The organism is Streptomyces sp. ERV7 (assembly GCF_001653515.1).
Lineage (GTDB): Bacteria > Actinomycetota > Actinomycetes > Streptomycetales > Streptomycetaceae > Streptomyces.
The window spans coordinates 1,022,817-1,045,457 of record NZ_LYOY01000040.1 but is presented as its reverse complement, the minus strand read 5'-3'; the positions used below and the strand labels follow the sequence as shown (position 1 = coordinate 1,045,457).

General features: G+C 69.0%; 20 protein-coding genes, 1 tRNA gene and 2 pseudogenes. 11 read left to right on the top strand and 12 right to left on the bottom strand.

Annotated elements, in window-relative coordinates; translation table 11 throughout:
- Positions 1 to 18: 18 nt before the first annotated feature.
- The 7 genes from A8W25_RS19265 to A8W25_RS19235 all read left to right on the top strand — a co-directional run bounded on the left by A8W25_RS19265 (position 19) and on the right by A8W25_RS19235 (position 7,759).
- On the top strand, positions 19 to 555 hold the full coding sequence (locus A8W25_RS19265; protein ID WP_067163110.1) for a hypothetical protein: 537 nt from the start codon (positions 19 to 21) through the stop codon (positions 553 to 555).
- Positions 555 to 1,178 (top strand): plasmid transfer protein TraA, encoded by a 624-nt coding sequence (traA, locus tag A8W25_RS19260; protein WP_067163109.1) that lies wholly within the window; start codon positions 555 to 557, stop codon positions 1,176 to 1,178. The genes A8W25_RS19265 and traA overlap by 1 nt, the downstream gene beginning before the upstream one ends.
- A 24-nt stretch (positions 1,179 to 1,202) precedes the next feature.
- Positions 1,203 to 3,287 (top strand): plasmid transfer protein TraB, encoded by a 2,085-nt coding sequence (traB, locus tag A8W25_RS19255; RefSeq protein WP_067163107.1) that lies wholly within the window; start codon positions 1,203 to 1,205, stop codon positions 3,285 to 3,287.
- A 152-nt stretch (positions 3,288 to 3,439) separates the two neighbouring features.
- Positions 3,440 to 4,294 carry a bifunctional DNA primase/polymerase gene (locus A8W25_RS19250; protein ID WP_067163106.1) on the top strand — a complete coding sequence of 285 codons (855 nt, stop codon included), beginning with the start codon at positions 3,440 to 3,442 and terminating at the stop codon, positions 4,292 to 4,294.
- Positions 4,291 to 6,165 carry an ATP-binding protein gene (locus tag A8W25_RS19245; protein WP_199831780.1) on the top strand — a complete coding sequence of 625 codons (1,875 nt, stop codon included), beginning with the start codon at positions 4,291 to 4,293 and terminating at the stop codon, positions 6,163 to 6,165. Before A8W25_RS19250 ends, A8W25_RS19245 begins: the two co-directional genes overlap by 4 nt.
- Positions 6,166 to 6,170: 5 nt before the next feature.
- Complete coding sequence (locus A8W25_RS35035) at positions 6,171 to 6,359, top strand: helix-turn-helix transcriptional regulator (RefSeq protein ID WP_267890388.1); 189 nt, start codon at positions 6,171 to 6,173, stop codon at positions 6,357 to 6,359.
- The gene (locus A8W25_RS19235; protein WP_067163105.1) at positions 6,359 to 7,759 is read left to right on the top strand and encodes a tyrosine-type recombinase/integrase; all 1,401 of its coding nucleotides are present in this window, start codon (positions 6,359 to 6,361) and stop codon (positions 7,757 to 7,759) included. Before A8W25_RS35035 ends, A8W25_RS19235 begins: the two co-directional genes overlap by 1 nt.
- A gap of 40 nt (positions 7,760 to 7,799) precedes the next feature.
- On the opposite strand, the gene A8W25_RS32610 is transcribed toward A8W25_RS19235, so the two are convergent.
- The 3 genes and pseudogenes from A8W25_RS32610 to A8W25_RS19230 all read right to left on the bottom strand — a co-directional run bounded on the left by A8W25_RS32610 (position 7,800) and on the right by A8W25_RS19230 (position 10,273).
- Positions 7,800 to 9,473: an AAA family ATPase gene (locus tag A8W25_RS32610; protein WP_234386504.1), complete on the bottom strand. Its 1,674-nt coding sequence runs from the start codon at positions 9,471 to 9,473 to the stop codon at positions 7,800 to 7,802.
- Between the two features lie 57 nt (positions 9,474 to 9,530).
- Positions 9,531 to 9,674: pseudogene (locus A8W25_RS35770) on the bottom strand (AAA family ATPase); the annotation flags it as partial.
- Positions 9,675 to 10,191: 517 nt separating this feature from the next.
- Positions 10,192 to 10,273, bottom strand: a tRNA-Tyr gene (locus tag A8W25_RS19230).
- 193 nt (positions 10,274 to 10,466) lie between these two features.
- On the opposite strand from A8W25_RS19230, the gene A8W25_RS19225 reads away from it, so the two are divergent.
- The 3 genes from A8W25_RS19225 to A8W25_RS19215 all read left to right on the top strand — a co-directional run bounded on the left by A8W25_RS19225 (position 10,467) and on the right by A8W25_RS19215 (position 12,264).
- The gene (locus A8W25_RS19225; protein WP_067163103.1) at positions 10,467 to 10,955 is read left to right on the top strand and encodes a YajQ family cyclic di-GMP-binding protein; all 489 of its coding nucleotides are present in this window, start codon (positions 10,467 to 10,469) and stop codon (positions 10,953 to 10,955) included.
- Between the two features lie 100 nt (positions 10,956 to 11,055).
- On the top strand, positions 11,056 to 11,589 hold the full coding sequence (locus A8W25_RS19220) for a methylated-DNA--[protein]-cysteine S-methyltransferase (protein WP_067163101.1): 534 nt from the start codon (positions 11,056 to 11,058) through the stop codon (positions 11,587 to 11,589).
- Positions 11,590 to 11,598: 9 nt separating this feature from the next.
- Positions 11,599 to 12,264, top strand: coding sequence for an alpha-ketoglutarate-dependent dioxygenase AlkB family protein (locus A8W25_RS19215; protein WP_067163098.1), 666 nt, complete (start codon positions 11,599 to 11,601; stop codon positions 12,262 to 12,264).
- 22 nt (positions 12,265 to 12,286) lie between these two features.
- Here the strand turns inward: A8W25_RS19215 and A8W25_RS19210 are convergent, their stop codons facing one another.
- Positions 12,287 to 12,559: a GlsB/YeaQ/YmgE family stress response membrane protein gene (locus tag A8W25_RS19210; protein WP_067163096.1), complete on the bottom strand. Its 273-nt coding sequence runs from the start codon at positions 12,557 to 12,559 to the stop codon at positions 12,287 to 12,289.
- Between the two features lie 105 nt (positions 12,560 to 12,664).
- Between A8W25_RS19210 and A8W25_RS19205 the strand changes: the two are divergent.
- Positions 12,665 to 13,902 (top strand): annotated as a pseudogene (locus tag A8W25_RS19205) (APC family permease).
- A 331-nt stretch (positions 13,903 to 14,233) separates the two neighbouring features.
- On the opposite strand, the gene A8W25_RS19200 reads toward A8W25_RS19205, so the two are convergent.
- From A8W25_RS19200 to A8W25_RS19165, 8 genes are all read right to left on the bottom strand, one after another.
- Complete coding sequence (locus A8W25_RS19200) at positions 14,234 to 14,623, bottom strand: YccF domain-containing protein (RefSeq protein WP_067163093.1); 390 nt, start codon at positions 14,621 to 14,623, stop codon at positions 14,234 to 14,236.
- Positions 14,620 to 15,480 (bottom strand): zinc metalloprotease HtpX, encoded by an 861-nt coding sequence (htpX, locus tag A8W25_RS19195; protein WP_067163090.1) that lies wholly within the window; start codon positions 15,478 to 15,480, stop codon positions 14,620 to 14,622. The genes A8W25_RS19200 and htpX overlap by 4 nt, the downstream gene beginning before the upstream one ends.
- 148 nt (positions 15,481 to 15,628) lie before the next feature.
- Positions 15,629 to 16,084 (bottom strand): MscL family protein, encoded by a 456-nt coding sequence (locus tag A8W25_RS19190; protein ID WP_067163087.1) that lies wholly within the window; start codon positions 16,082 to 16,084, stop codon positions 15,629 to 15,631.
- A gap of 164 nt (positions 16,085 to 16,248) precedes the next feature.
- Positions 16,249 to 17,898 carry an NADH-quinone oxidoreductase subunit N gene (locus tag A8W25_RS19185; protein ID WP_067163085.1) on the bottom strand — a complete coding sequence of 550 codons (1,650 nt, stop codon included), beginning with the start codon at positions 17,896 to 17,898 and terminating at the stop codon, positions 16,249 to 16,251.
- Positions 17,895 to 19,451, bottom strand: a complete 1,557-nt coding sequence (locus tag A8W25_RS19180) for an NADH-quinone oxidoreductase subunit M (protein WP_067163083.1) — start codon at positions 19,449 to 19,451, stop codon at positions 17,895 to 17,897. Before A8W25_RS19180 ends, A8W25_RS19185 begins: the two co-directional genes overlap by 4 nt.
- A gap of 27 nt (positions 19,452 to 19,478) precedes the next feature.
- Positions 19,479 to 21,479, bottom strand: coding sequence for an NADH-quinone oxidoreductase subunit L (locus A8W25_RS19175; RefSeq protein WP_067163081.1), 2,001 nt, complete (start codon positions 21,477 to 21,479; stop codon positions 19,479 to 19,481).
- On the bottom strand, positions 21,476 to 21,835 hold the full coding sequence (gene nuoK / locus A8W25_RS19170; protein ID WP_067163079.1) for an NADH-quinone oxidoreductase subunit NuoK: 360 nt from the start codon (positions 21,833 to 21,835) through the stop codon (positions 21,476 to 21,478). The genes A8W25_RS19175 and nuoK overlap by 4 nt, the downstream gene beginning before the upstream one ends.
- A complete protein-coding gene (locus A8W25_RS19165) occupies positions 21,835 to 22,434 on the bottom strand; it encodes an NADH-quinone oxidoreductase subunit J (protein WP_067163077.1) in 600 nt (199 codons plus the stop codon). The genes nuoK and A8W25_RS19165 overlap by 1 nt, the downstream gene beginning before the upstream one ends.
- Positions 22,435 to 22,641 lie beyond the last annotated feature (207 nt).

The window sequence follows — 22,641 nt, the reverse complement described above, 5'->3', positions numbered from 1 at the left end:
ACCGAGAGGACACCGGCCATGCCCAACCGCACCCGTCCCCGCACGACGAAGCTGCCGTACGGACACGGCGCCGCCCGCACTGTCCACCACATCCCGCGCACCCGCCGTCGCGACTCCCAGCCCATCGTGCTGATCGTCCCCGAACGCCCCACTCTCACCCGACGCGCGGCCACCGCCGCGGGCATGTGGTTCTGGGAGCAGCGCGGCACGTGGGCCCCGACCGCGTTGGCGCTGCTCGCCTTCGTGGCCGTCGCGATCGGGCACGTACTGGCCAGCTGGACCGGCCTGCTCCTGGCTCCCGTCGCCGCGTTACCGCTCGGCTGGCTCGTGTGGACCAACCGCCGCGAGCCCCAGGCGGACCGTTCCGTACGCCGGTGGCGCCGTGCCCTGGCCCTGCTGACCACCACGGCCATCGTGTGGGCCGCGTGCGCGCTCGCCTTCGGCCCCACCGCCGGTCCGCTCGGACTGCTGTGGCTGGTCACCGCGATCTCCGCACAGGTCATGTGGCTGCGCGCCCGCCGCACTTCCACCGACCCGATTGAGGAGACCGTCTGATGCCCTTCAGCAACAACCCGAACGGCAACGGCTTCACCTCCAACTTCAGCAAGCGGAACGGATCCGGAGGCGGCCAGCAGGGCCGCTCCCAGTCGTCCAACGGCTCCCGTCAGACCGGCACCGGCGGCGGTAAGAGCCGGACGCGGACCACGAACCGCACGCGCACCCGCGAGTACCACTTCCACGTCAACGAGCCCGGCGGCAACCGCACGGGCGCCGGACCCGGCAAAGGCTTCTTCTCTCGCGGTGCGGCCGGTGGAAACAAGCCCGGCCACAGTCCGCTCGGCGACCCGGAGTTCTTCAACAGCAGCGACGTGCGCGCCTACTGCGACCAGGCCCGATACGTCTTCCTTCAGCTGTCCTTCGAGCTCGCCGGCGCCGCCGAAGTCCTCAACGGCGCACTGAAGGAGATTCCTGACCCCGATGGCCGTGCTTTCGGCTCGCGCGCGAGGGCCCGCCGCGTCTCCCGGCGGCTGAAGAAGGTCGCCGACGACGCCCGCGACGCCGCGAAGAACGCCGCCGCCACCTATGCCGCGTTCCAGCGGGAGTTCGAGCCCGAGCTCGCGAACTACCGCGCCCGGCAGATGCGGCAGCCACGCCGCCGCTTCGACTTCAACCAGTAACCGACCAGGCAAGGAGTCCAGGCCGTGCACGAGATCCTGCCTGAGCAGGTCTACGAGGAGCAGCTGCGGGCCGCGACCGGCGGCGGGGGCGTCATCGAGTACCTGCTGCACCGCGCCAAGCCGCACCTGCCCCCGTGGCTGGCCGGGATCGGGACCGGCCTGGCCTCCCTGCCCGCCCATCTGTTCTGGGCCGACAACGCCGCCGCGACCGCCGGTCTCACCCTCGCATCCGTCGCGCTCACGTCGGCGACCTGGTGGGCGGGCAAGGCCACCACCCAGCAGCGCCGTCTGCACTCCGCGATCACGGTGGCCGCGTCGTCCAGCTGGTTCACCGCGGCCGCCATCGCGGGCCCCACGGCCGGCCCGCTGCCCGGCCTGTACTTCATCGGCGCCCCCACCCTGGCGCTGACGTGGAACATCCGTCAGATCCTGCGCCGCAACCCCGACCAGACCGGCAGCGGCTCGGACGGCGGGCTCCTCGAAAAGGTCGGCCTCGCCAAGACCCAGGTCACCGGTTCGACGGTCGCGCCGAACAAGGCGACTTTCGACCTCCAGCTGCCTCGCGGCGAACTCACCCACGACGACGTCGCCAAGGCGCTGCCGAAACTCGCCTCCGCGCTGGACGTGCCTCCCAACGCGGTACGCGTGGTCAACGACCCGGACTCCGCGTCCCGGGTCCAGCTCACCGTCGTACCCCGCGACCTGCTGAAGAACACCATCCCCTGCCCCGGGCCGTCGCACCCCGGCGGCTCGATCGCCGACCCGGTACACGTGGCGATATACGAAGACGGCACCGAAGCCATCCTGTACTTCCCGGGCGACCCGGCCGCATCCCGCAACGCGATGATGCTGCTCGTCATGGGAATGACCGGCTCAGGCAAATCCGAGGGCGGCGTCACTGCGCTCGGGGAGATCCTGACTCGCCGTGACGTGATCGTGTGGGCCTCCGACCCCTCCAAGTCCGAGCAGACCCTCGGCCCCCTGCTCCCGGCGATCGACTGGGCCGCCCTGGACATGAAGTCCACCAAGGCCATGATCGCCGCGCTGAAGGCTGCCATCCCGGCCCGCACGGCATGGCTGGCCAAGTACGGCTACAAGCAGTGGGAACCCGCGTGCGCCGAAGTCCAGTCCGATGGATCCCCGGGCATGCCGTACCTGATCGGCTGGTTCGAGGAAGCCGCCAAGACGATCCGCGAGACCGACGACGATGTCTTCACCGGCATCGGCCAGGAAGCCCGTTCAGCAGGCATCTCCCTGGTCGTCTCCATGCAGCGCGCTTCCGGCAACCAGGTCTCCACCGACACCCGCGCCTCCCTCGGCTCCACCTGGTGCTTCGGCGTACGCAACGACCGCGACGCCACCTTCGCCCTGGACGACGACGTCCTAGACGCCGGCGCCGCGCCGCACCTCTGGAAGGACAAGAAGCCGGGCTACTCCTACCTGGTCGCCAACGGCGTCCCCGAGACGCTGTGGGCCACTCCCGCGCGCAGCTACCTGACTGCCCGCGAGTACCTGGACTGGGTCGTCCTCGCGTTCGCCTCCGTGCGTGCCGCCGCCGATCCGGTCACCGAAGCCGCCGCGGCCAAGGCCGCCGACCGCCAGTACACCCGCCGCACCCGCCATCCCCTGCCCGGCACCACGCACCCCGAGGAGGACACCGCCATGCCTGAGACCACGTACGACCAGAGGCTGGACGACGACTACGACGCGGACGAGGCCTTCGCCGGTGAGCCGACCTCGTACGACGCGGAGGACTCGGAGGACGACGACGCGTACGACGAGGACCTGGACGACATCGACCCCGAGCAGCCGCTCCCCGAGCCCACCACGGTCGTCCAGTTCTCCGATCGCCCTCCCGCCCAACCGAAGATCCAGCTCTCTCCCGCACAGGCCCGGCGGGCGATGGAAGAGCTCCTGGACGAGTTCGAGGCGCAGGGCCGCACGGTGGTCCGCCCCGCGGACTTCATGGCGCACTGCGACCGCCACGGCCGCTCCCGCTCCTGGGTCTCCGGCCAGGTCGCCGCCTTCGTCATGGCGGGCCGCCTCGAAGAGACCGACGAGACGGGCTCGTACCGCATCGTGCGCGACGAGGACGACGAAGCGGCCTGACGGCCCTGACGCGACAGACGCGTCAGACGCCCCTGACGCCGAACCGCCCGAACGCACAGGTCATACGTGCGCGCGACCCCCGTCAGACGCGCAGCACCGCCGCCTGACGCGTCTGACGCCCCCCGTCACTGCCCTGCGAGAAGGAGACGAGCATGCCCCGCCCTGCCCCCCGCACGATCGTCAACCCGGCGTTGAAAGCAGCCGCATGCGGCCTCGCGGTCATCCCGCTGAGCCGCACGAAACTGCCCGCGGTTCGCTCCCCACACCGTGCACAGCGCCGCCCCGCGCGCTGCCGGGGCGAGTGCGGGCAGATCGGCCATGGCATCCACGACGCCACCACCGATCCCGACGCCATCCGGACCCTGTTCGCCGCCGCCCCTTGGGCCACCGGCTACGGCATCGCCTGCGGCACACCGCCGCACCACCTCATCGGCGTGGACCTGGACGTGAAGAACGACGTCGACGGGATCGCCAACTTCCAGCGCCTGACGCACGACCACGGCTTCACCGTCCCCGCGACGGTCAGCGTGACGACTCCGAGCGGCGGCCTACACCTGTGGCTTCGTGGTCCTGCAGGCCGCACCGTGCCGAACTCCGCCGGCCGCCTGGCGCCCGGCATCGACGTGCGCGGCTCGGGTGGTTACCTGGTCGGGCCGGGCTCGATCACCGTGCGCGGGCAGTACGTACGCACCCCCGGCACCGAACGGCACCCCATCGTCGAGGCCCCGGACGCACTGCTGCTTCTGCTCGCCCCGGCAGTGCCCCCACGAACGCTCTCCCCCGCCCTGCCGGTCTCCGGCCGCCAGGCCATCGCCCTGGTGCAGTTCGTTCTCGATGCTCCGGACGGTCAGCGCAATGACCGCCTGTACTGGGCTGCGTGCCGGGCTCGTGAGACCGATCAGGGTCCGAGCCTGGCGCAGGCCCTCGTGGACGCCGCCGTGCACATCGGCCTCTCGGAGAACGAGGCCCGCGCCACCGTCACATCCGCCGCGCGAGGCCGCCGGTGACCCTGCGCGCCAACGGCACAACTTCCCCCGCCCCCACTGCTCTCGCGCGGAGCATCGTCGAGGCCAACGGCATCGATCCCGACAAGAAGGGCCCCTCGCAGGCCTCCCAGCTCGCCGCGCTCGCCCGCGAACGCTACGAGCTGTTCATGTCGGACGACGGCCGCCCGTACGGCGTCACGATCGGCGGCCCCAACCTCGCCCTCCCGCTGCGAGGCAAGGCCGGCCTGCGTTCCCAACTCGCCCGCCAGTTCGCCGACAGCAACAACGGGACGGTCCCGTCCCAGTCCGCTCTCGCCGACGCCATGACCGTCCTGGAAGGAATCGCCGCAGTGGCAGACCCACGTACGCCCCAGTTACGCGTAGCCAGACACCACGAGCGCATCATCATCGACCTCGGCACCTCCGACGGCCGCTGCGTCGCCGTGGACACCGACGGCTGGCAGCGCCTGCCCGCCTCCCCCGTGGTCTTCCGACGCTCGGGCGCCATGAAGCCGCTGCCCGAACCGGTCAGTGACGGCGACGGCCTGGCCAAGCTGCGCACACTCCTCAACACGACCGACGACGGTTTCGAGCTCCTGGCCGCATGGCTGGTCGCCTCCTTCATCCCGGACCTGCCGCACCCGATCCTCGCGTTCCGCGGGGAACAGGGCACCGGCAAGTCCAAGGGCGCGGCCATGGTGATCGGCATCATCGACCCGTCCGGCGCCCCGAAGCGCACCGCACCCCGCGACCTGAAGTCCTGGGCTGTGCAGGCCTTTAACTCGTGGGCCATCTGCCTGGACAACGTCTCCACGGTCCCGGACTGGCTCTCCGACGCCCTGTGCCGGGCGGTGACGGGCGACGGCATCGTCGACCGCGCCCTCTACACGGACGACGACGTGGTCGTACTCGAATTCCGGCGCGTCCTGGCCATGACGACCATCGACGCCGGCGCGCTCGCGGGCGACCTGGCCGAGCGGCTACTCACGATCGAACTCCAGCTCATCCCGGACCACCGGCGCCGCGAGGAAGCTGAGCTGGACCGGGCATACGCCGACGCCCACCCCGCCATCCTCGCCTCGCTGTTCGACCTCCTGGCCAAGGTCCTCAAGGCCCTCCCGGACATCGAGCTGAGCGAGCGCCCACGCATGGCGGACTTCGCCCGCGTCCTGGCCGCCGTGGACCACGTCACCGGCTGGCACACGCTGGACTCGTACAAGTCCGCCACGGCCGACGCCGTCGCCGACGTCCTGGACGGCGAACCCTTCGCCCAGGCCGTGGTCGACCTGGTCGACAAGGCGGGAGCCGAAGGCATCACCGTCACGGCCTCGCAGCTGCTCGAACAGGTTGCGACCCCCGACAAGCTGCCCAAGAAGTGGCCAAAGGACCCCACGCGCGCGGGCGGCCAGCTGAAGCGCCTCGCACCGGCGCTGCGCACGATCGGCATCGAAGTCGACGACTCCCAGCGCGGCCCGAAGCCGAAGAAGCAGCGCCTGTACAAGCTGACGCCATCCCCAGAGAGAAGGTGCGAAACAGCGTCCCCAGCGTCCCCCACCGTCCCTGAAACGCCTGTGACCAGCGCAAACAGGGGGGACGCTAGCGCGACGCCCTCAGCGTCCCCCCTCCCGCCTCGGGGGGACGCTGAGGCCGCTGAGGGGGACGCTGCCCTCTTCGTAGCGTCCCCCCACGGCAGTACCGCTGACCTGCATGAATACGAGCAGGGGGACGCTGGGACCGCTGGGGACGCTGAAATGCAGCCTCTCTCTGCTCCCGCGCCCGTCTGCACCGCCTGCGGCTACCCGCTCGACAGCGTCCTGGCCGCTTACGGCGAAACGACCCATCCGGGATGCGACGCCCCGCCGACCACCAACCCGATCACCAAGGGGGTTTGATCGCCTTGCGCCGAGAACCGCACCTGAAACTCGCCGACGTCCTGCACGAGCTCGACATGTCACGCGCCGCCTTCTATCGCATGCGCGCCCGCGGCAAGGCACCCAAGTGCATAAAGCTCCCCAACGGCCACCTCCGGTTCCGCCGCCACGAGTTCGACGCGTGGTTAGAGAGCCACGAGGAGGCCACTCACTGATGCCCACGAGCTACAACGTCCGCTTCTGGGACATCCGCGAGCGCTCCGGGAGACGAAAGCCCTTCGAGGTCAGATGGGCCGTCGCGGGCCGGGAGAAATCCGAGTCGTACCTGACGAAGCCCCTGGCCGACAGCCGAAAGGCCGAGCTCATCACGGCGGCCCGCAACGGCGAAGCCTTCGACCTGGAGACACGGCTCCCGCTCTCGGAGCTCCGCAAGCAGAAGCAAGCCGTCACTTGGTACGACCACTCTGTGGCGTTCATCGACTCTCGTTGGGACACCACACCGGCGAAGTCCCGCCCCGGCTTCGCCGACGCCTTGGCCTCGATCACACCCGCCCTGGTGAAGTCGGAGACGGGCCGCCCCGACCACAGGGTTCTGCGACGCGCGCTGTACAGCTGGTCGTACAACAAGAAGGCCCGCGAGCAGGAGCCGCGCCAGGAGTGGGCCGATGCCCTGGACTGGTTGAAGAAGCAGTCGATCTCGGTATCCGAGCTCGAAGACCCTCTGATACTCCGCAAGGCACTCCAAGCACTGAGCACCAAGCTCAACGGGAAGCCAGCGGCGGCACGAACGGCCCGCCGCAAGCGCGTCTGCTTCAACCAGGCCATGACCTTCGCCGCCGAATCGAAGTACTTCACCACGATGGCGAACCCACTGGATTCCGTGAACTGGACGCCCCCACGTACCTCGGAAGAGGTAGACCCCGAGTGCGTCGCGAATCCTCGCCAGGTGGCCCAGCTCCTGACCGCGGTCCGCGCCCAGGGCCCGCGAGGCGAGAGCATGGAAGCGTTCTTCGGCTGCATGTACCACGCGGCCATGCGCCCGTCAGAAGTGGTGAACCTCCGCGTCGAGCAGTGCCACCTGCCGACAAAAGGCTGGGGCACGCTGACTCTGCGCCGCGGGATGGTCCGCGCCGGCAGGGCCTGGACGGACGACGGCACCGCGCACGATCAGCGAAGCCTGAAATGGCGAGCCCCGGAGGAATCCCGCCCGATCCCGATCCCACCGATCTTCGTCCAGATGCTGCGGCAGCACCTCAAGGACCACGGCACAGCAAAGGACGGCCGCGTCTTCCAGACCCTGCGCGGCGGAATAGTCCAGGAGAGCGGATACGGAGAGGTGTGGGCCAGAGCAAGGAAGGCTGCCCTCTCCCCCGCAGACCAAGCCTCCCTACTCGCCAAGCGCCCCTACGACCTCCGCCACGCTGGCATCTCCTTCTGGCTCCACTCAGGCGTAGACCCAGCCGAGTGCGCCCGCCGAGCCGGCCACAGCCTCGCGGTCATGTTCCGCATCTACGCGAAGGTGCTAGCCCAGTCCCAGGAACGAGCCAACAAGCGGATCGACGCTGCTATGGAGGAGTGGGACACCCCGCCAGAGCGCGGAGAAATACGACGATGAGAGCCACTAATTTTTTGAGCCCCGGATGCACGCCTCGTGTTCATTTACCATCCAAGATGTTCACGAGCTTGAGTCGGAATGATTCCAACTCGGGGGCCCGAAGTTCTACCTGATCCCGCGCCCTAGCCGACAGGGCATCCTTAAGAGCATCAGGACCTGAGAGGATCCCCAGCTCAACGTTCAGCGCAGCTAGCACCTTTTTAGGGTCTACCAGCTCTTGCCAGTCAGCAGCCCAGCGATCCCCCAAGATCGATCTCTGCTTTTCGGCTGTCGACAGCACTAGGTCCGAGCGAGCTTGGTTGACCTTCGCATACTCCGCATACTGAAGTCTCATTCTCTCAAACTTATTGCCCTGCGATGCAGGCCCTGGCGCCGGGTGTGCCAGGCGTACCTCCCGATCAGTGATCGCTTCCAGAACATCTTCTTTCATGCGCTGCGCTACACGCTGCAGCGCCTCGCTCACCGCTTCGATCCCCTCAGAGCGCCCCAAGACCAGCAGCAATGAGTGGATGAGCTTAGGCTCAAGAAAGTAGCTTTCGATCTCACGCCTGCGCCAAACATAGAGATGATCATTTCCCTGTTCCAGCTCTTCGATCTCGATATCGGTAGCCAAGTCTCGATCGACTAGACAGAGCCAGGGAATCCCCGGGGGGAAACCACTCAATGTTCTGTGAGTGGAAAGAACTTGCTTCGAGCTACCCGCCACAAGCACATACAGCCGACCGAGCTCAACTGGGAACATTGCGCGTAGAAATTTCGCGTCGGTCTCCCCCTCGACCACCAACAGCCCGTCACACTGAAGCAGGCTAGCCGGGCTGATGCCCAGCGTTGCCATGAGATCTGCCTTCTCAGCATCATCCGTGAGTCGCACGGCCTGATTGACGCCGTCCGCCGATGGTGGATTTAGCTGGACCATTCCAGAAATCGGGGACGTTGAAATCAGATTCACTGAGTGACTTACAGAGATCACCTGCGCCCGATCAGCCAAGCCCTTCATCGACTCAAATAGGGCAGCTTGTAGCGTGGGATGCAGATGGAGCTCAGGCTCGTCTACTAGCAGCACCCCGCCCGAACCTGAAAGTCGACGGACAAAGTACATCAGGCCAAGCAGGCCCTTTTCCCCACTCGACAGCCTACTGATGGCATGACTTACCCCTGCTGGCGTTTCAACAAAAATCCCACTCTGACCAGTGTCAGGATTAAAAACAGGCTGCCCAATTCGCTTCCCAGTCGCCTCCCCGAAAGCCTTTTTGATCAATTCATATTCATTCGTTATCGGCAATTCCTGTCGAGTTGCCAGGAATGATTGATAGTCAAGGGTCGCGAGATAGCTCGATACGTCTGGCAGCGTAACAGAGTTGAGGCCATTCGTCTGGGATTGCAGAATCTGATTGAACAGCCCCTTGCGCTCATTTTCGGCATTCACCTTCGAAAGGATGGAAAGATTTACCGCAGTGGCATCACTGCTCGGGAGGATCCTTACGGCAGGAAGGAAGTCGATACGCGCAAACGGATGATCCATCTGAAACTGGTCATTCTGGAGCGTCAGGATCGCCGGGTGCGCTTCAGCGTGCGCCATCGACCCAGTAATCCGGTCTAGAACATAGCTCAGAGTGTACGCCTCCATTCTCTCTAGGGGCGCTGCCTGTCTGCGCAAATGAAAGTGCTCGACTGCTTCATACTCGTCACCCGTCAATGAGACTGCAATTGTCACCTCGCAAGTGTCAGACCAGGGGCCGACATGCTCATTTGGGTTAAGGTTTCGATTCCATGCAAACGCAATGCATTCCAATAGGAGACTTTTCCCTGTCCCATTCCTTCCGCTAATCATCACTACAGGCTCATTATCGAGGGCATCGATGTTGGCGTACTTGATTCCCTTAAAATTCCTAACTTTGATCGCTGAAATTCGCATCTTTGCCTCGCTTGACTAAAGCAGATTCACGACGACACGCCATCCCGTTAGCTCCCGCGATGCACAGAGACGGTCGCTCTGGCCATCATGGGGTACGTCGGTACTATCTGTGTCCCGTTTCGCGGAACTTGGGTGAGCACTGAACGAAGTGGACACTCCAGAGTCCCGACGATCACTCCCCCGCAGCCCGCGCAGATCAGATCGGACTTCAAGCCTCAAGGTGCCCAGCGCGCTAGCGGCGCTCGCTAGGTCTGCCACCCCGGAACCGTTGTTCAGCTCCAGCGACTACGGGGGGCAAGCCCGTCCCTGGCGACAGCGGCTCCCCGCCGGGCCGCGCATCTGGACGAGAGGCTCTTTGGCCCGCGACTGGCCCGCACGCCCTGGAGCCCCCGGATCCGAGCGATCCAATGTGAGACAGGTCACCCACTTTCGATTCCACTCGAAAGATCGACACCGGACAACGAGAAAACCCCCGTTGATCTACGTTTCCGCAGATCAACGGGGGTCTCACATCGCGTGGCGGCGCCAGGATTCGAACCTGGGTAGGCAGAGCCGACGGATTTACAGTCCGTTCCCATTGGCCACTCGGGCACACCGCCATGGGATGTCACCGGTGGGACGGCCGCTTTTCGGCGGTGCTCCCTGGCAACGACGTAAACGATACCTGATGACCGGGGGTGCTTCGCCACCCGGTTGATCAGCGCTTCGCACGGGTGTGGGTGGCTAGGCTTTGGGGCAGCGGTCCGACAGCCAGGCCGTACCCCACGCCCCCGACGCAAGGAGCCACAGGACATGGCCGACTCCAGTTTCGACATCGTCTCGAAGGTCGAGCGGCAGGAGGTCGACAACGCCCTCAACCAGGCGGCGAAGGAGATCTCGCAGCGCTACGACTTCAAGAACGTGGGCGCGTCGATCTCTTGGTCCGGCGAGAAGATCCTGATGGAGGCCAACTCCGAGGACCGCGTCAACGCCATCCTCGACGTCTTCCAGACCAAGCTGGTCAAGCGCGGGATCTCGCTCAAGGCGCTGGACGCCGGCGAGCCGCAGCTCTCCGGCAAGGAGTACAAGATCTTCGCCTCCATCGAGGAGGGCATCTCGCAGGAGAACGCCAAGAAGGTCGCCAAGGTCATCCGCGACGAGGGCCCCAAGGGCGTCAAGGCGCAGGTGCAGGGCGAGGAGCTGCGGGTCACCTCCAAGAGCCGGGACGACCTCCAGGCCGTTCAGGCGCTGCTCAAGGGCAAGGACTTCGACTTCGCGCTGCAGTTCGTGAACTACCGCTGACCCTCGGACGCCCCGTCCGATTTCCGCCAGCACCGGCCGGGCGGGGGTCGCAGACTCGGTCTCGTACGCAAGGACTCGTACGCGAGGAAAGGAACGTGCGATGACGGTCTACGCGACCCTCGACAGCCCGCTGGGCGAACTGCTTCTGGTCGGCGAGGAGTCCGCCACCGCGAAGGGCGGGACCGCGCTGGTCTCGCTCTCCATGCCCGGCCAGAAGGGCGCCGCCGTCGTCCTGGACGGCTGGCGGCGGGCTCCGGAGGCCTTCGAGGAGATCGCCCGCCAGCTGCGGGCGTACTTCGGCGGCGAGCTGACCCGCTTCGAGATCGAGTACGCGCCCGGCACGGGCACCGACTTCCAGCGGCAGGTCTGGGCCGAGCTGGACTCCATTCCGTACGGGGCCACCACCTCGTACGGGGAGATCGCCCGCCGGATCGGGGCCTCCTCGGTGAAGGTGCGCGCGGTCGGCACCGCCATCGGCCGCAACCCCGCCCTCGTCGTACGCCCCTGCCACCGCGTCATCGGCTCCGACGGCACCCTCAAGGGGTACGCGGGCGGCCTGGAGCGCAAGGAGCGCCTTCTGGGGCTGGAGGGGGCGCTGGTGGCGGCACCCGGGATCCCCGGCGGCCCCCGCTAGTCCGGGCCGATGAGCGACGCCCTGTTTCCCCGGCCGCGCACCGTCGTCGCCCCCGGCGCCGTGCATGTGCCGGGGTGGCTCCCGCCCGAACGGCAGCGGGAGCTGGTGGCCGTCTGCCGGGAGTGGGCGCGGGAGCCCGTCCCCATCCGGCACACGGTGCTGCCGGGCGGCGGTGTCATGTCCGTCCAGACCGTCTGCGTCGGCTGGCACTGGCAGCCCTACCGGTACACCCGCACCGCCGACGACGTGAACGGCCTCCCCGTCGCCCCCTTCCCCGACTGGCTCGCCACGCTGGGGCGCGCGGCGGTGGCCGACGCGTACGACGACCCCGCCGCCGGGGACGGCTACTCCCCCGACACCGCCCTGATCAACTTCTACGACGGCGACGCGCGCATGGGGATGCACCAGGACAAGGACGAGCGGTCCGGCGCGCCCGTGGTCTCCCTGAGCATCGGCGACAGCTGTCTCTTCCGGTTCGGCAACACCGAGGACCGAGGTCGCCCCTACACCGATGTCGAGCTGGCCTCGGGCGACCTCTTCGTCTTCGGCGGCCCCTCCCGCTTCGCCTTTCACGGCGTACCGAAGGTCCTGCCCGGCACGGGTGACCCGGCGACGACCGGTCTGGCCGGCGGCCGCCTCAATCTCACCCTCCGCGAGGCGGGGCTGAAGGGCTGACCTGCCCAGGGGGCGGACCGCCTCAGCGGCGGTCGCGCGAGTTGCCGAAGACTATGCGGTAGGCGATCAGCAGCACGAGTGAGCCACCGACCGCCGCCGCCCAAGTGGCGCCGTCGTAGAAGTGGTTGGCGATGGGGCGGTCCATCCAACGGGCCGAGATCCAGCCGCCGACGAACGCACCCGCTATCCCTATGACCGTCGTGCCGATCAGGCCGCCCGGGTCCCGCCCGGGGAGCAGGATCTTGGCTATGGCCCCGGCGAGCAGGCCGAGGATGATCCAGCTGACGATGCCCATGTCCTGAACCTGCCTTTCGTTCGGTGGCGTTTCCTGCCTTGTCGTACGCACCGGAAGACGTACTCCCTGGCGAGCGCGGTTGCCCCGGTGGCTAGGGTGCGGCGCATGACACAGGAACTGCGGCGCACTCTCGGCGTCTTCGATGCCGTGGTCATCGGGCTCGGCTCGATGGTCGGCGCCGGGATCTTCGCCGCCCTCGCCCCCGCGGCGAACGCGGCCGGGACCGGGCTGCTGGCCGCGCTGGCGCTGGCCGCGGCCGTCGCGTACTGCAACGCCATGGCCTCGGCACGGCTCGCCGCGCGCTATCCCGCGTCCGGTGGCACCTATGTGTACGGGCGGGAGCGGCTGGGGCCGTTCTGGGGCTATCTGGCGGGCTGGGGGTTCGTCGTCGGCAAGACCTCCTCGTGTGCGGCGATGGCTCTGACCGTGGGCGCCTATGTCTGGCCGGGGCAGGCCCACTTGGTGGCGGTCGCGGCGGTGGTGGTGCTGACCGCCGTGAACTACGGGGGTGTGCAGAAGTCGGCGTGGCTGACGCGGGCGATCGTGGCGCTGGTGCTCGCGGTCCTCGCGGCGGTGGTGGCCACCTGCCTGGGGTCGTCCGCCGCCGGGCGCCCGGACGTCGGGCTGTCCGGGGGCGGGACGGGGCTGCTCGGACGGGGCTGCTCCAGGCGGCGGGGCTGCTCTTCTTCGCGTTCGCCGGGTACGCCCGGATCGCCACGCTCGGTGAGGAGGTGCGCGATCCGGCCCGGACGATCCCGCGCGCCGTTCCTCTGGCGCTGGGCATCGCGCTGGCCGTCTATGTCTGTGTCGCGGTCGCTGTCCTTTCCGTACTGGGTGCGGACGGGCTGGGGCGGGCGGCGGCTCCGCTCGCCGACGCGGTGCGGGCGGCGGGCGTGCCGGCGCTGGTGCCGGTGGTGCGGGTGGGAGCGGCGGTCGCCGCGCTCGGGTCCCTGCTCGCGTTGGTGCTCGGGGTCTCGCGCACGGTCCTCGCGATGGCCCGGGACGGCCATCTGCCGGGCACGCTGGCCGCCGTGCACCCCCGGTTCCAGGTGCCGCACCGCGCGGAGCTAGCGGTGGGCGCCGTGGTGGCGGTGCTGGCGGCGACAGCCGATCTGCGCGGGGCGATCGGCTTCTCGTCGTTCGGCGTGCTCGTCTATTACGCGATCGCCAACGCGTCGGCCTGGACGCTCGGTCCGGGCCGTGGCGGGCGGCTGCTCGCGGCCTGCGGGCTGGCCGGTTGCCTGCTGCTCGCCTTCGCGCTGCCGCCGTCGTCGGTGGTGGCGGGCAGCGCGGTGCTGGCCGTGGGGGCGGTCGCGTACGCCGTCCGGCTGCGCCGGCGCTGAGTCGGTGCCGGCGGCCGGCACGAGCCCGGGTGCCCGCACAGGGCCCGAGCACCCACGCGGGCCCGCGCATCGAATCGGGCCCGCACGTCGCGCCGGACCGGACGTCGGACGGGACCGGGTATCGGCGCCGACACCCGCGAGCCGCCCGTCACACGCTGGGGCGCGGCCTCACGTTCAGCCGTGCCGCGGCCTCATATTCGGCCGTGGAACCCCGCCGCGAAAGCCTGGGAAACCTTCTCGTTCTCGGTCATGGCTCCATGGTGGACCACGCCTGTGACAATCGGTCTGGAGCTACTCTGACCTGGCCTTTTCCCTGTGGATAACTTTTTCGCTACCGGTAGAACGGCTGGTCCGTCGGCACGATCTGCTTGCCCAGCGGGAGCAGCGAGACCGGGATCAGCTTGAAGTTCGCGATGCCCAGCGGGATTCCGATGATCGTGATGCACAGCAGGAAGCCCGTGACGATGTGGCCGAGCGCCAGCCACCAGCCCGCCAGGATCAGCCACAGCACGTTGCCGATGCAGGACGCGGCGCCCGCGTCCCGTCGCTCCACGACCGTGTAGCCGAACGGCCAGAGCGCGTACAGGCCGATGCGGAAGGCAGCCAGACCGAAGGGGATACCGATGATCGTGATGCAGAGCAGGACTCCCGCGAGCAGATAGCCCAGGAACATCCAGAAGCCGCACAGGACCAGCCAAATAACGTTCAGGATTGTCTTCATGGGCGACCTGCCATCCGTTCGAGTCGGGCGATGCGCTCCGCCATCGGCGGATGTGTCGAGAACATCTTGGAGACACCCTGGCCCGGGCGGAAGGGGTTGGCGATCATCATGTGGCTCGCGGTCTCGATCCGGGGCTCGGGCGGCAGCGGCAGCTGCTTCGTGCCCGCGTCGAGCTTGCGCAGGGCGCTGGCCAGGGCCAGCGGGTCGCCGGTCAGCTGCGCGCCCGAGGCGTCCGCCTCGTACTCGCGCGAGCGGCTGATCGCCAGCTGGATCACGGACGCCGCGAGCGGCCCCAGGATCATGATCAGCAGCATGCCGACGATGCCGGGGCCGTCGTCGTCGTTGGACCGGCCCACCGGGATCAACCAGGCGAAATTGACCAGGAACATGATCACGGAGGCGAGGGCTCCGGCGACCGACGAGATCAGGATGTCCCGGTTGTAGACATGGCTGAGCTCATGGCCGATCACGCCGCGCAGCTCTCGCTCGTCGAGGATCTGAAGGATCCCCTCCGTGCAGCACACCGCCGCGTTGCGGGGGTTGCGGCCGGTCGCGAAGGCGTTCGGCGCCTGGGTCGGCGAGATGTACAGGCGCGGCATGGGCTGGCGCGCGGCCGTCGACAGCTCGCGGACCATCCGATACAGCGCCGGGGCCTCGAATTCGCTGACCGGGCGGGCGCGCATGGCGCGCAGAGCCAGTTTGTCGCTGTTCCAGTACGCGTAGGCGTTGGTGCCCAGCGCTACGAGCAGCGCGACGATCAGCCCCGTACGCCCGAAGAAGCTGCCGATGACGATGATGAGCGCGGACAGTCCTCCGAGAAGGACGGCAGTCCTCAACCCGTTGTGCCGGCGGTGCACGGTACGCCCTCCAAATGGTGCGGCAGGGGAACCCTTTGCCTGATGGTCCTTCCACTTTCCAGTGGACGCTCCCGTACTGGTCAACGCCAGACGAGGACCGCTGGTTCCCTTGTGCGCTCTGGAGGGCGCCGTACTCCGTACGGGTGGGTCAGCGCGGCGCGGGCAGTCCCGCGAGCTCCAGCGCCTTCGGGTCGGGCTCCAGCTCGCTGGTGCAGTGCGCGCAGCGGCTGGCGATGCCCGGGATCTGGGCGTAGCAGCGGGGGCAGTCGCGCAGGGCGGCCTTGATGTCGATCGGCTTGTCGCGGTCGAACCGCGTCTGCACCTTCATCATCGGGACGACGACGAGGAAGTAGAGCACCGCTGCGGTGATCACGAAGGCGATGGCCGCGCCGATGAACTTCCCGTAGGGGAACTCGACGCCCTCGACCTTGAACGTCGCCGTGGTGAAGTCGCCCGTCGACCGGGTGGCGAGGCCGATGAGCGGGGTGATGAAGGCGGTGCTGAAGCCGGTGACGACGGCCGTGAAGGCCGATCCGACCGCCAGACCGACAGCCATCGTCACTATGTTCCCGCGAAGGATGAAGTCCTTGAACCCGCTCAGCACTGCTCTCGCTCCTAGTCGTCCGGCTGCCCGACCGGCCGTTCGCCGTGCGGGCACGCGTGCGCACACGTACGCGCGTACGACAGTGCCCTGCCCGGGCCCCGAGTTCAAACCCGCTGCACGAACCGGTGGCCCCGATGAGCCGAACGGACGCGGGCCGGCCGGGGCTAGAAGAGGCTGATGGACGCGAAGTGCAGGGCCACCTGGGGCATGCCCGACAGACCGACGCCGACGAGCGCGGTGAGCGCGATGGCGGCGGCGAGGGGGGCCGGGACGCGGGGGCGCGCCACGGGCACGCCCGCGGTTCCGGCACCGGCTCCAGCGCCGGTACCCATGGCTCCGCCCGGTTCGGCACCCGCCGCCCCGGCCGCCGCGGCACCCGCCACCACGGACTCCGCGGGCACCTCCGCCTCTTCCGGCGCGCGGAACAGTACGGCGGTCCACCGCAGGTAGTAGTAGAGGGCGATCACGACGTTGAACGCCATGACGACCGCCAGCCAGCCCAGGCCCGCGTCGACCGCCGCGGAGAAGACCGTCACCTTGGCGAACAGGCCGATGATGCCCGGCGGAAGACCGGCCAGGCAGAGCAGGAAGAAGCCGAGCGCGAGCGCCGCGAACGGCCGCTCGGCGTACAGGCCCCGGTAGTCGGCGATACGGTTCAGCGGCCGGGTACGGGCGACCAGCGCGGCCACCGCGAAGGCGCCGAGATTCACCGCGGCGTACATCAGGGCGTACGCGACGGTCGCGCCGACCTGGGCGTCGCTGGAGTAGCCCGCCGCCGCGATCGGCACCAGGAGGTAGCCGGCCTGGCCGACGGAGGACCAGGCGAGCAGGCGGACCGCGCTGTACGCGCGCGTGGCGGACTGTCGCAGTGCGCCCACGTTGCCGATGGTCATCGTCAGCGCGGCCACGACCGCGAGCGCCGGGCCCCACACGTCCGCGTACGCCGGGAAGGCGATGACGCACACCAGGATGAGGCCGGAGAAGCCGACGGCCTTGCCGACGACCGACAGATAGGCGGCGACCGGCAGGGGCGCGCCTACGTAGGTGTCGGGGACCCAGAAGTGGAAGGGGACGGCGGCCGTCTTGAAGGCGAAGCCCACCAGGGTGAGCGCGACGCCGGTCTGGGCGACGGTGTCCAGCTGGTAGGGCACGTCGGCGAGGCGGTTGGCGATCTCGGTGAGGTGCAGGGTGCCGGTCGCGGCGTAGACGAAGCTGACGCCGAGCAGCATCACCGCGGTCGCGGTCACCGAGGAGAGGAAGAACTTGAGGGCCGCCTCCGAGGACAGCCGGTCGCCCCGCTTGAGGCCGACGAGCGCGAAGGCGGGCAGCGAGGCGACCTCCAGGGCGACGACCAGGGTGGCCAGGTCGCGGGAGGCGGGCAGCAGGGCGGCGCCGGCGGCCGAGGAGAGCAGCAGGAACCAGAACTCGCCCGCGGGCAGCTTCTCGTCGCCCTCGGTGAGTCCCGTCAACGACAGCAGCGCGGTGAGCAGGGCGCCGCCGAGCACCACGAACTGGATCACCAGGGTGAAGCGGTCGACGGTGTAGCTGCACGCCTCGGGATTGGTGGTGAGGCAGAAGGTCGAGCGCGTCGACTTGTGGAGCGGGATGAGGAGGAGCAGCGCGGCGCCGAGCCCGGCGATCGCGAGCCCGCCGAGCAACGGCTTGCGCTTCTGCGGCAGGAAGAGGTCGGCGACCAGCACGATCAGCGCGACAGACGCGGTGATCACCGGCGGGGCGATCGCGAGCCAGTCGACGGACTGGACGACGCTTGCGGCGCCGGAGACGGATGCGGCGCTTGCGGCGGCCACGGTCACGACTTGCCTCCTGCGAGGAGCTTGTGGACGGCCGGATCGGTGAGGCCGAGGAGGACCGCGGGCCAGAGGCCGGCGAGGACGGTGAGGGCGACGAGCGGGCTCCAGGAGGCGATTTCGTACCCCTGGACGTCCACGAGCCGGGGCTCCGGCGGCCGGCTGTCCGGCGTGCCCATGCAGACGCGGCGGACGACGACGAGCAGATACGCGGCGGTGAGCAGCGTGCCGAAGCCCGCGATGGCCATGAAGGTGAGGAAGGCGGGGCGGCTGAGGCCGTCGGCGGGGTCGAACGCGCCGAACATGGCCAGCATCTCGCCCCAGAACCCGGCGAGGCCCGGCAGTCCGAGCGAGGCGACCGCCGCGAAGGCCAGGAGGCCGCCCAGGCGCGGGGCCCGGCCGTAGAGCGCGGCGCCGGTCGCGCCCGAGAGGGTGTCCAGGTCGGCGGTGCCGTAGCGGTCCTTGAGGGCGCCGACGAGGAAGAAGAGCAGGCCGGTGATGAGGCCGTGGGCGACGTTGGCGAAGAGCGCGCCGTTGACGCCGGTCGGGGTCATGCTCGCGATGCCGAGGAGCACGAAGCCCATGTGGCCGACCGAGGAGTACGCGATGAGGCGCTTCAGATCGCCCTTGTTGCCGCGCTTGGCCAGGGCCAGGCAGGCCAGCGAGCCGTAGATGATCCCGGCGACGGCGAAGGCCGCCAGATACGGGGCGAACCGGTGCATTCCATCAGGGGCGATCGGCAGCACGATCCGGACGAATCCGTACGTTCCCATCTTCAGCAGCACGCCGGCGAGCAGCACCGAGCCGACGGTCGGCGCGGCGGTGTGGGCGTCCGGCAGCCAGCTGTGCAGCGGCCACATCGGGGTCTTCACGGCGAGCCCGATCCCGATCGCCAGAACGGCGATGACCTGCACCGATGTGGTCATCCCCCGGCCGTTGTCAGTGGCGAGTGCCACCATGTCGAATGTGCCGGTCTTCAGCCCGATCAGCAGCAGGCCGAGCAGCATCACGACGGAGCCGAGCAGGGTGTAGAGGATGAACTTCCAGGCGGCCGCCTGCCGTTGGTCGCCGCCCCAGCGGGCGATCAGGAAGTACATCGGGATGAGGACCATCTCGAACGCGAGGAAGAAGAGCAGCAGGTCGAGGACGGCGAAGGTGGCGAGGGTGCCGGATTCGAGGACGAGCAGCAGAGCGACGAAGGCCTTCGGGGACGGGCCCGCGGGCATCTTGAAGTAGCTGTACAGCGCGCACAGGAAGGTCAGCAACGCGGTCAGGACGAGAAGGGGGAGTGAGATGCCGTCGATGCCGAGGTGGATGCGCACGTTCAGCGTGGGGATCCACTTGATGTCCGTCGTGGCCTGCATCTTCGACGGGTGGTCGCGGTCGAAGCCGAGCGCCAGGACGATCGCCGCGAGCAGGATCGCGCCGGTGACCGTCACGCCGTGGCGGAGCACGGCCTGGCCGGGCGACTTCCCCTTCAGTCCGGGCGGGGCGGGCAGCAGCGCCGCCACCGCGCCGACGAGCGGGCCGACCACGATGAACGCGAGAAGGAACTGCATCACGGACGCGCTGATATCAATCACGGCTCACGATCCGGCGTTGGCGTTGGCAAGGACGACGGCGACGAGCGCCAGGACGGCGGAGCCCGCGAGCAGCGCGCTGAGATAGGTCTGCACATTGCCGGTCTGGGCCTTGCGGACGGCCGCGCCCAGCCAGCGGGGAAGGGCGCCCGCGCCCTGTACGTACGTGTCGACGACCTCGCGGTCCAGGAAGCGGACCAGGGAGGCGGCGGCGAGCACGGGGCGGACGAACAGCGTCCGGTAGACCGCGTCGAGGTGGAAGCCGGTGGCCGCGTGGCGGTGCAGCGGGCCGAGCAGCAGACGGCCCGGGTCGGCCGGGTCTTCCGCCGAGGCGATGTCGCCGTAGACCGGTGTGTGGCTGGCGATGGCCTCTTCCTCGACCAGGCCTCCGTCCGCCTCCGGGTGGGCGGCGACCGCGCCGATCGGGGTGCGCGCGGCCAGGGCGCTGGTGTGCCGCCAGGTGGCGTAGGTGACGAGTCCGCCGACCAGGGCGACGCCGGTCGAGAGCACCGAGGTCGTCAGGGCCGGGGTGAGCGCGTGGCCGTCGAACCAGTCGTCGAGGTAGCCGGTGGTGAGGCCGAAGGCGAGCGACGGGATGGCGAGCACCCACAGGACGGCGTTCATGGCGACCGGCTGGCGGCCGTGGTCCGGGGCGGGTGAGCCCTTGCCCCGGAAGGCCATCAGCCACAGGCGGGTGGCGTACGCGGCGGTGAGCAGGGCGGTCAGCAGACCGGCGATCAGCACGATCCAGCCGGTGCCCTGCGGGGCGACCGTGCTGTCGCCGACGGCGGTGTGCTCGGCGGCCGACAGGACCGCTTCCTTGGAGAAGAAGCCGGCGAAGGGAGGGATCGCGGAGAGCGCGAGCAGGGCGACGGTCATCGTCCAGAACGCGTCGGGGATGCGCTTGGCGAGGCCGTCCATGCGGGACATGGCGGACAGCGAGTTGGTGCCGGCCGCATGGATGATCACGCCGGCCGCGAGGAACAGCAGCGCCTTGAAGGCGCCGTGGGACAGGAGGTGGAAAACGGCGGCGCCGCGGTCGCCGACGGCCAGGGCGCCGGACATGTAGCCGAGCTGACCGATCGTCGAGTAGGCGAGGACGCGCTTGATGTCGTCCTGCGCGAGGGCGGCCAGGGCCGAGCCGACCATCGTGACGGCGGCCATCACGGCGAGCACGGTCAGCGCGGCCGCCGAGGCCGCGAAGACGGGCAGGAGACGGGCCACGAAGTAGATGCCGGCCGCGACCATCGTCGCGGCGTGGATCAACGCGGAGACGGGGGTCGGGCCCGCCATCGCGTCGGGGAGCCAGGTGTGCAGCGGGAACTGCGCGGACTTGCCCGCCACACCGGCGAGGAGCAGCAGGGCGATCAGCGTGGGGTGGTCGATCCCGCCGGTGAGGGCGGCCTGGACGACCCCGGTGATCCGGAACGTACCGGCGTCGGTGGCCAGCGCGAACAGACCGATCAGGAAGGGGACGTCACCGAGCTTGGTGACCAGGAAGGCCTTCAGGGAGGCGGCCCGGGCTTCGGGGGTCTCCCAGTAGTGGCCGACCAGGAAGTACGAGCAGATGCCCATGATCTCCCAGCCGACCAGCAGCACCATCAGGTCGCCGGAGTAGACGACGAGCAGCATCGCGGAGGTGAAGAGGGAGACGAGAGCGGCGTACGAGGGGTAGCGCGGGTCGTCGCGCAGGTACCCGGTCGAATACAGCTGCACACAGGTGGCCACCAGGCCGACCAGGACGGCGACGAGGGCGGCGAAGCCGTCGAGGTGCAGGGCGAGGTCGATGGGAACGGACCCGGTCGGGGTGAGCCGCCTGGAGGCGTCGATCGACTTGCCGCCGCCCTGGTCCACGGCGACGACCACCGCGAGGACGAACGCGGCCAGCGTCGGCAGTACGGCCAGCGGGCGTACATAACCGGGAGCGGTGCGGCCGAGCAGAAGTCCGGCGGCCGCGCCCAGGAACGGAAGGAGGGGGACGAGGACGGCGAGGGTCGTGGTGGTCACGCGGCGGCCTCAGCCTTCTGTGCCGGGGCGGCGGGGTCGTCGGGGCCGGAGCCCTCGGCGGTGTCGCGGAGCTTGTCGATGTCCGAGGTGCCCCGGTTGCGGTACACCGCCAGGACGATCGCCAGACCGATGCCGATCTCGGCGGCGGCGATGGCGATGGTGAACAGGGTGAGCGCCTGTCCGCCGTGGAGGGTGTCGCGCAGCCAGACGTCGAAGGCGACGAGGTTGAGGTTGACGGCGTTGAGCATCAGCTCGACGGACATCAGGACGAGGATCGCGTTGCGGCGCGCGAGCACTCCGTACACACCGGTGCAGAAGAGGAGGACGGCGAGCGCGGCCGGATAGATCAGGTGCATCAGCGCTGCTCCTTGTCTCTGGGGGCGTCGCCGGGAGTACCGCTCGCGTCGCCGCTCTTGCGGGACATGACGATCGCGCCGACGAGGGCGGCGAGAAGGAGGACGGAGAGCGCTTCGAACGGCAGCACCCAGTGGCGGAACAGGATCGAGCCGGAGACCTTGGTCGAGCCCTGGCCGGGTCCGTCCAGGTTGATCCAGGTCGTACGGAAGGCGTCCACGACGACCCAGAGGAGGGAACCGGCGGCGGCCAGGGCGACGACGAGGGCGGCCCATCGGTTGCCGGAGTCGGCGTCCGGGGAGCGGCCGATCGGCGCCTTGGTGAGCATCAGTCCGAACAGGAGGAGGACGACGACGGAACCGACGTAGATCAGTACCTGCACCCAGGCGATGAACTCCGCGGTGAGCAGGAGGTACTCGACGGCGATGCCGCCGAGCGCCACGACCAGCCAGAGGGCGGCGTGCACCAGCTGCTTGGTCGTGACCGTGAGGACGGCGGCGCCGAAGGTGACCGCGCCGACGAGGAGGAACGCGATCTCGACCCCGGTCGGGGAGAGGAAGCCGTGGTGCACCGGGTGGTGACCGCCTGCGAGGAGCATCATGCCTGGCCCTCCTCGGCCTCGGGGGCGCCTTCGGCGGCCGGAGTGGCTGGGCCGGCTGGGCCGGCTGGGGTGGCTGGGCCGGCCGGAGCTGCATCGGCTGCCTCAGCGGCATCTGCTGTCCCCGCGGCATCGGCTGCCTCGGCGGCTTCCGCCGCGGCGAGCTTCTCGGCTGTCTTGCGGGCCGCGGCGATCTCCCCGCCCCCCGGA

What these genes read in the sequence shown, in the direction of transcription:
- A8W25_RS19265 (WP_067163110.1), top strand. Translation starts at nt 19, where the DNA reads ATGCCCAACCGCACCCGTCCCCGCACGACGAAGCTGCCGTACGGACAC.
- traA (WP_067163109.1), top strand. Translation starts at nt 555, where the DNA reads ATGCCCTTCAGCAACAACCCGAACGGCAACGGCTTCACCTCCAACTTC.
- A8W25_RS19250 (WP_067163106.1), top strand. Translation starts at nt 3,440, where the DNA reads ATGCCCCGCCCTGCCCCCCGCACGATCGTCAACCCGGCGTTGAAAGCA.
- A8W25_RS19235 (WP_067163105.1), top strand. Translation starts at nt 6,359, where the DNA reads ATGCCCACGAGCTACAACGTCCGCTTCTGGGACATCCGCGAGCGCTCC.
- A8W25_RS19225 (WP_067163103.1), top strand. Translation starts at nt 10,467, where the DNA reads ATGGCCGACTCCAGTTTCGACATCGTCTCGAAGGTCGAGCGGCAGGAG.
- A8W25_RS19220 (WP_067163101.1), top strand. Translation starts at nt 11,056, where the DNA reads ATGACGGTCTACGCGACCCTCGACAGCCCGCTGGGCGAACTGCTTCTG.
- A8W25_RS19215 (WP_067163098.1), top strand. Translation starts at nt 11,599, where the DNA reads ATGAGCGACGCCCTGTTTCCCCGGCCGCGCACCGTCGTCGCCCCCGGC.
- A8W25_RS19210 (WP_067163096.1), bottom strand. Translation starts at nt 12,559, where the DNA reads ATGGGCATCGTCAGCTGGATCATCCTCGGCCTGCTCGCCGGGGCCATA.
- A8W25_RS19200 (WP_067163093.1), bottom strand. Translation starts at nt 14,623, where the DNA reads ATGAAGACAATCCTGAACGTTATTTGGCTGGTCCTGTGCGGCTTCTGG.
- A8W25_RS19180 (WP_067163083.1), bottom strand. Translation starts at nt 19,451, where the DNA reads ATGCAGTTCCTTCTCGCGTTCATCGTGGTCGGCCCGCTCGTCGGCGCG.
- nuoK (WP_067163079.1), bottom strand. Translation starts at nt 21,835, where the DNA reads ATGCACCTGATCTATCCGGCCGCGCTCGCCGTCCTCCTCTTCTGCACC.
- A8W25_RS19165 (WP_067163077.1), bottom strand. Translation starts at nt 22,434, where the DNA reads ATGATGCTCCTCGCAGGCGGTCACCACCCGGTGCACCACGGCTTCCTC.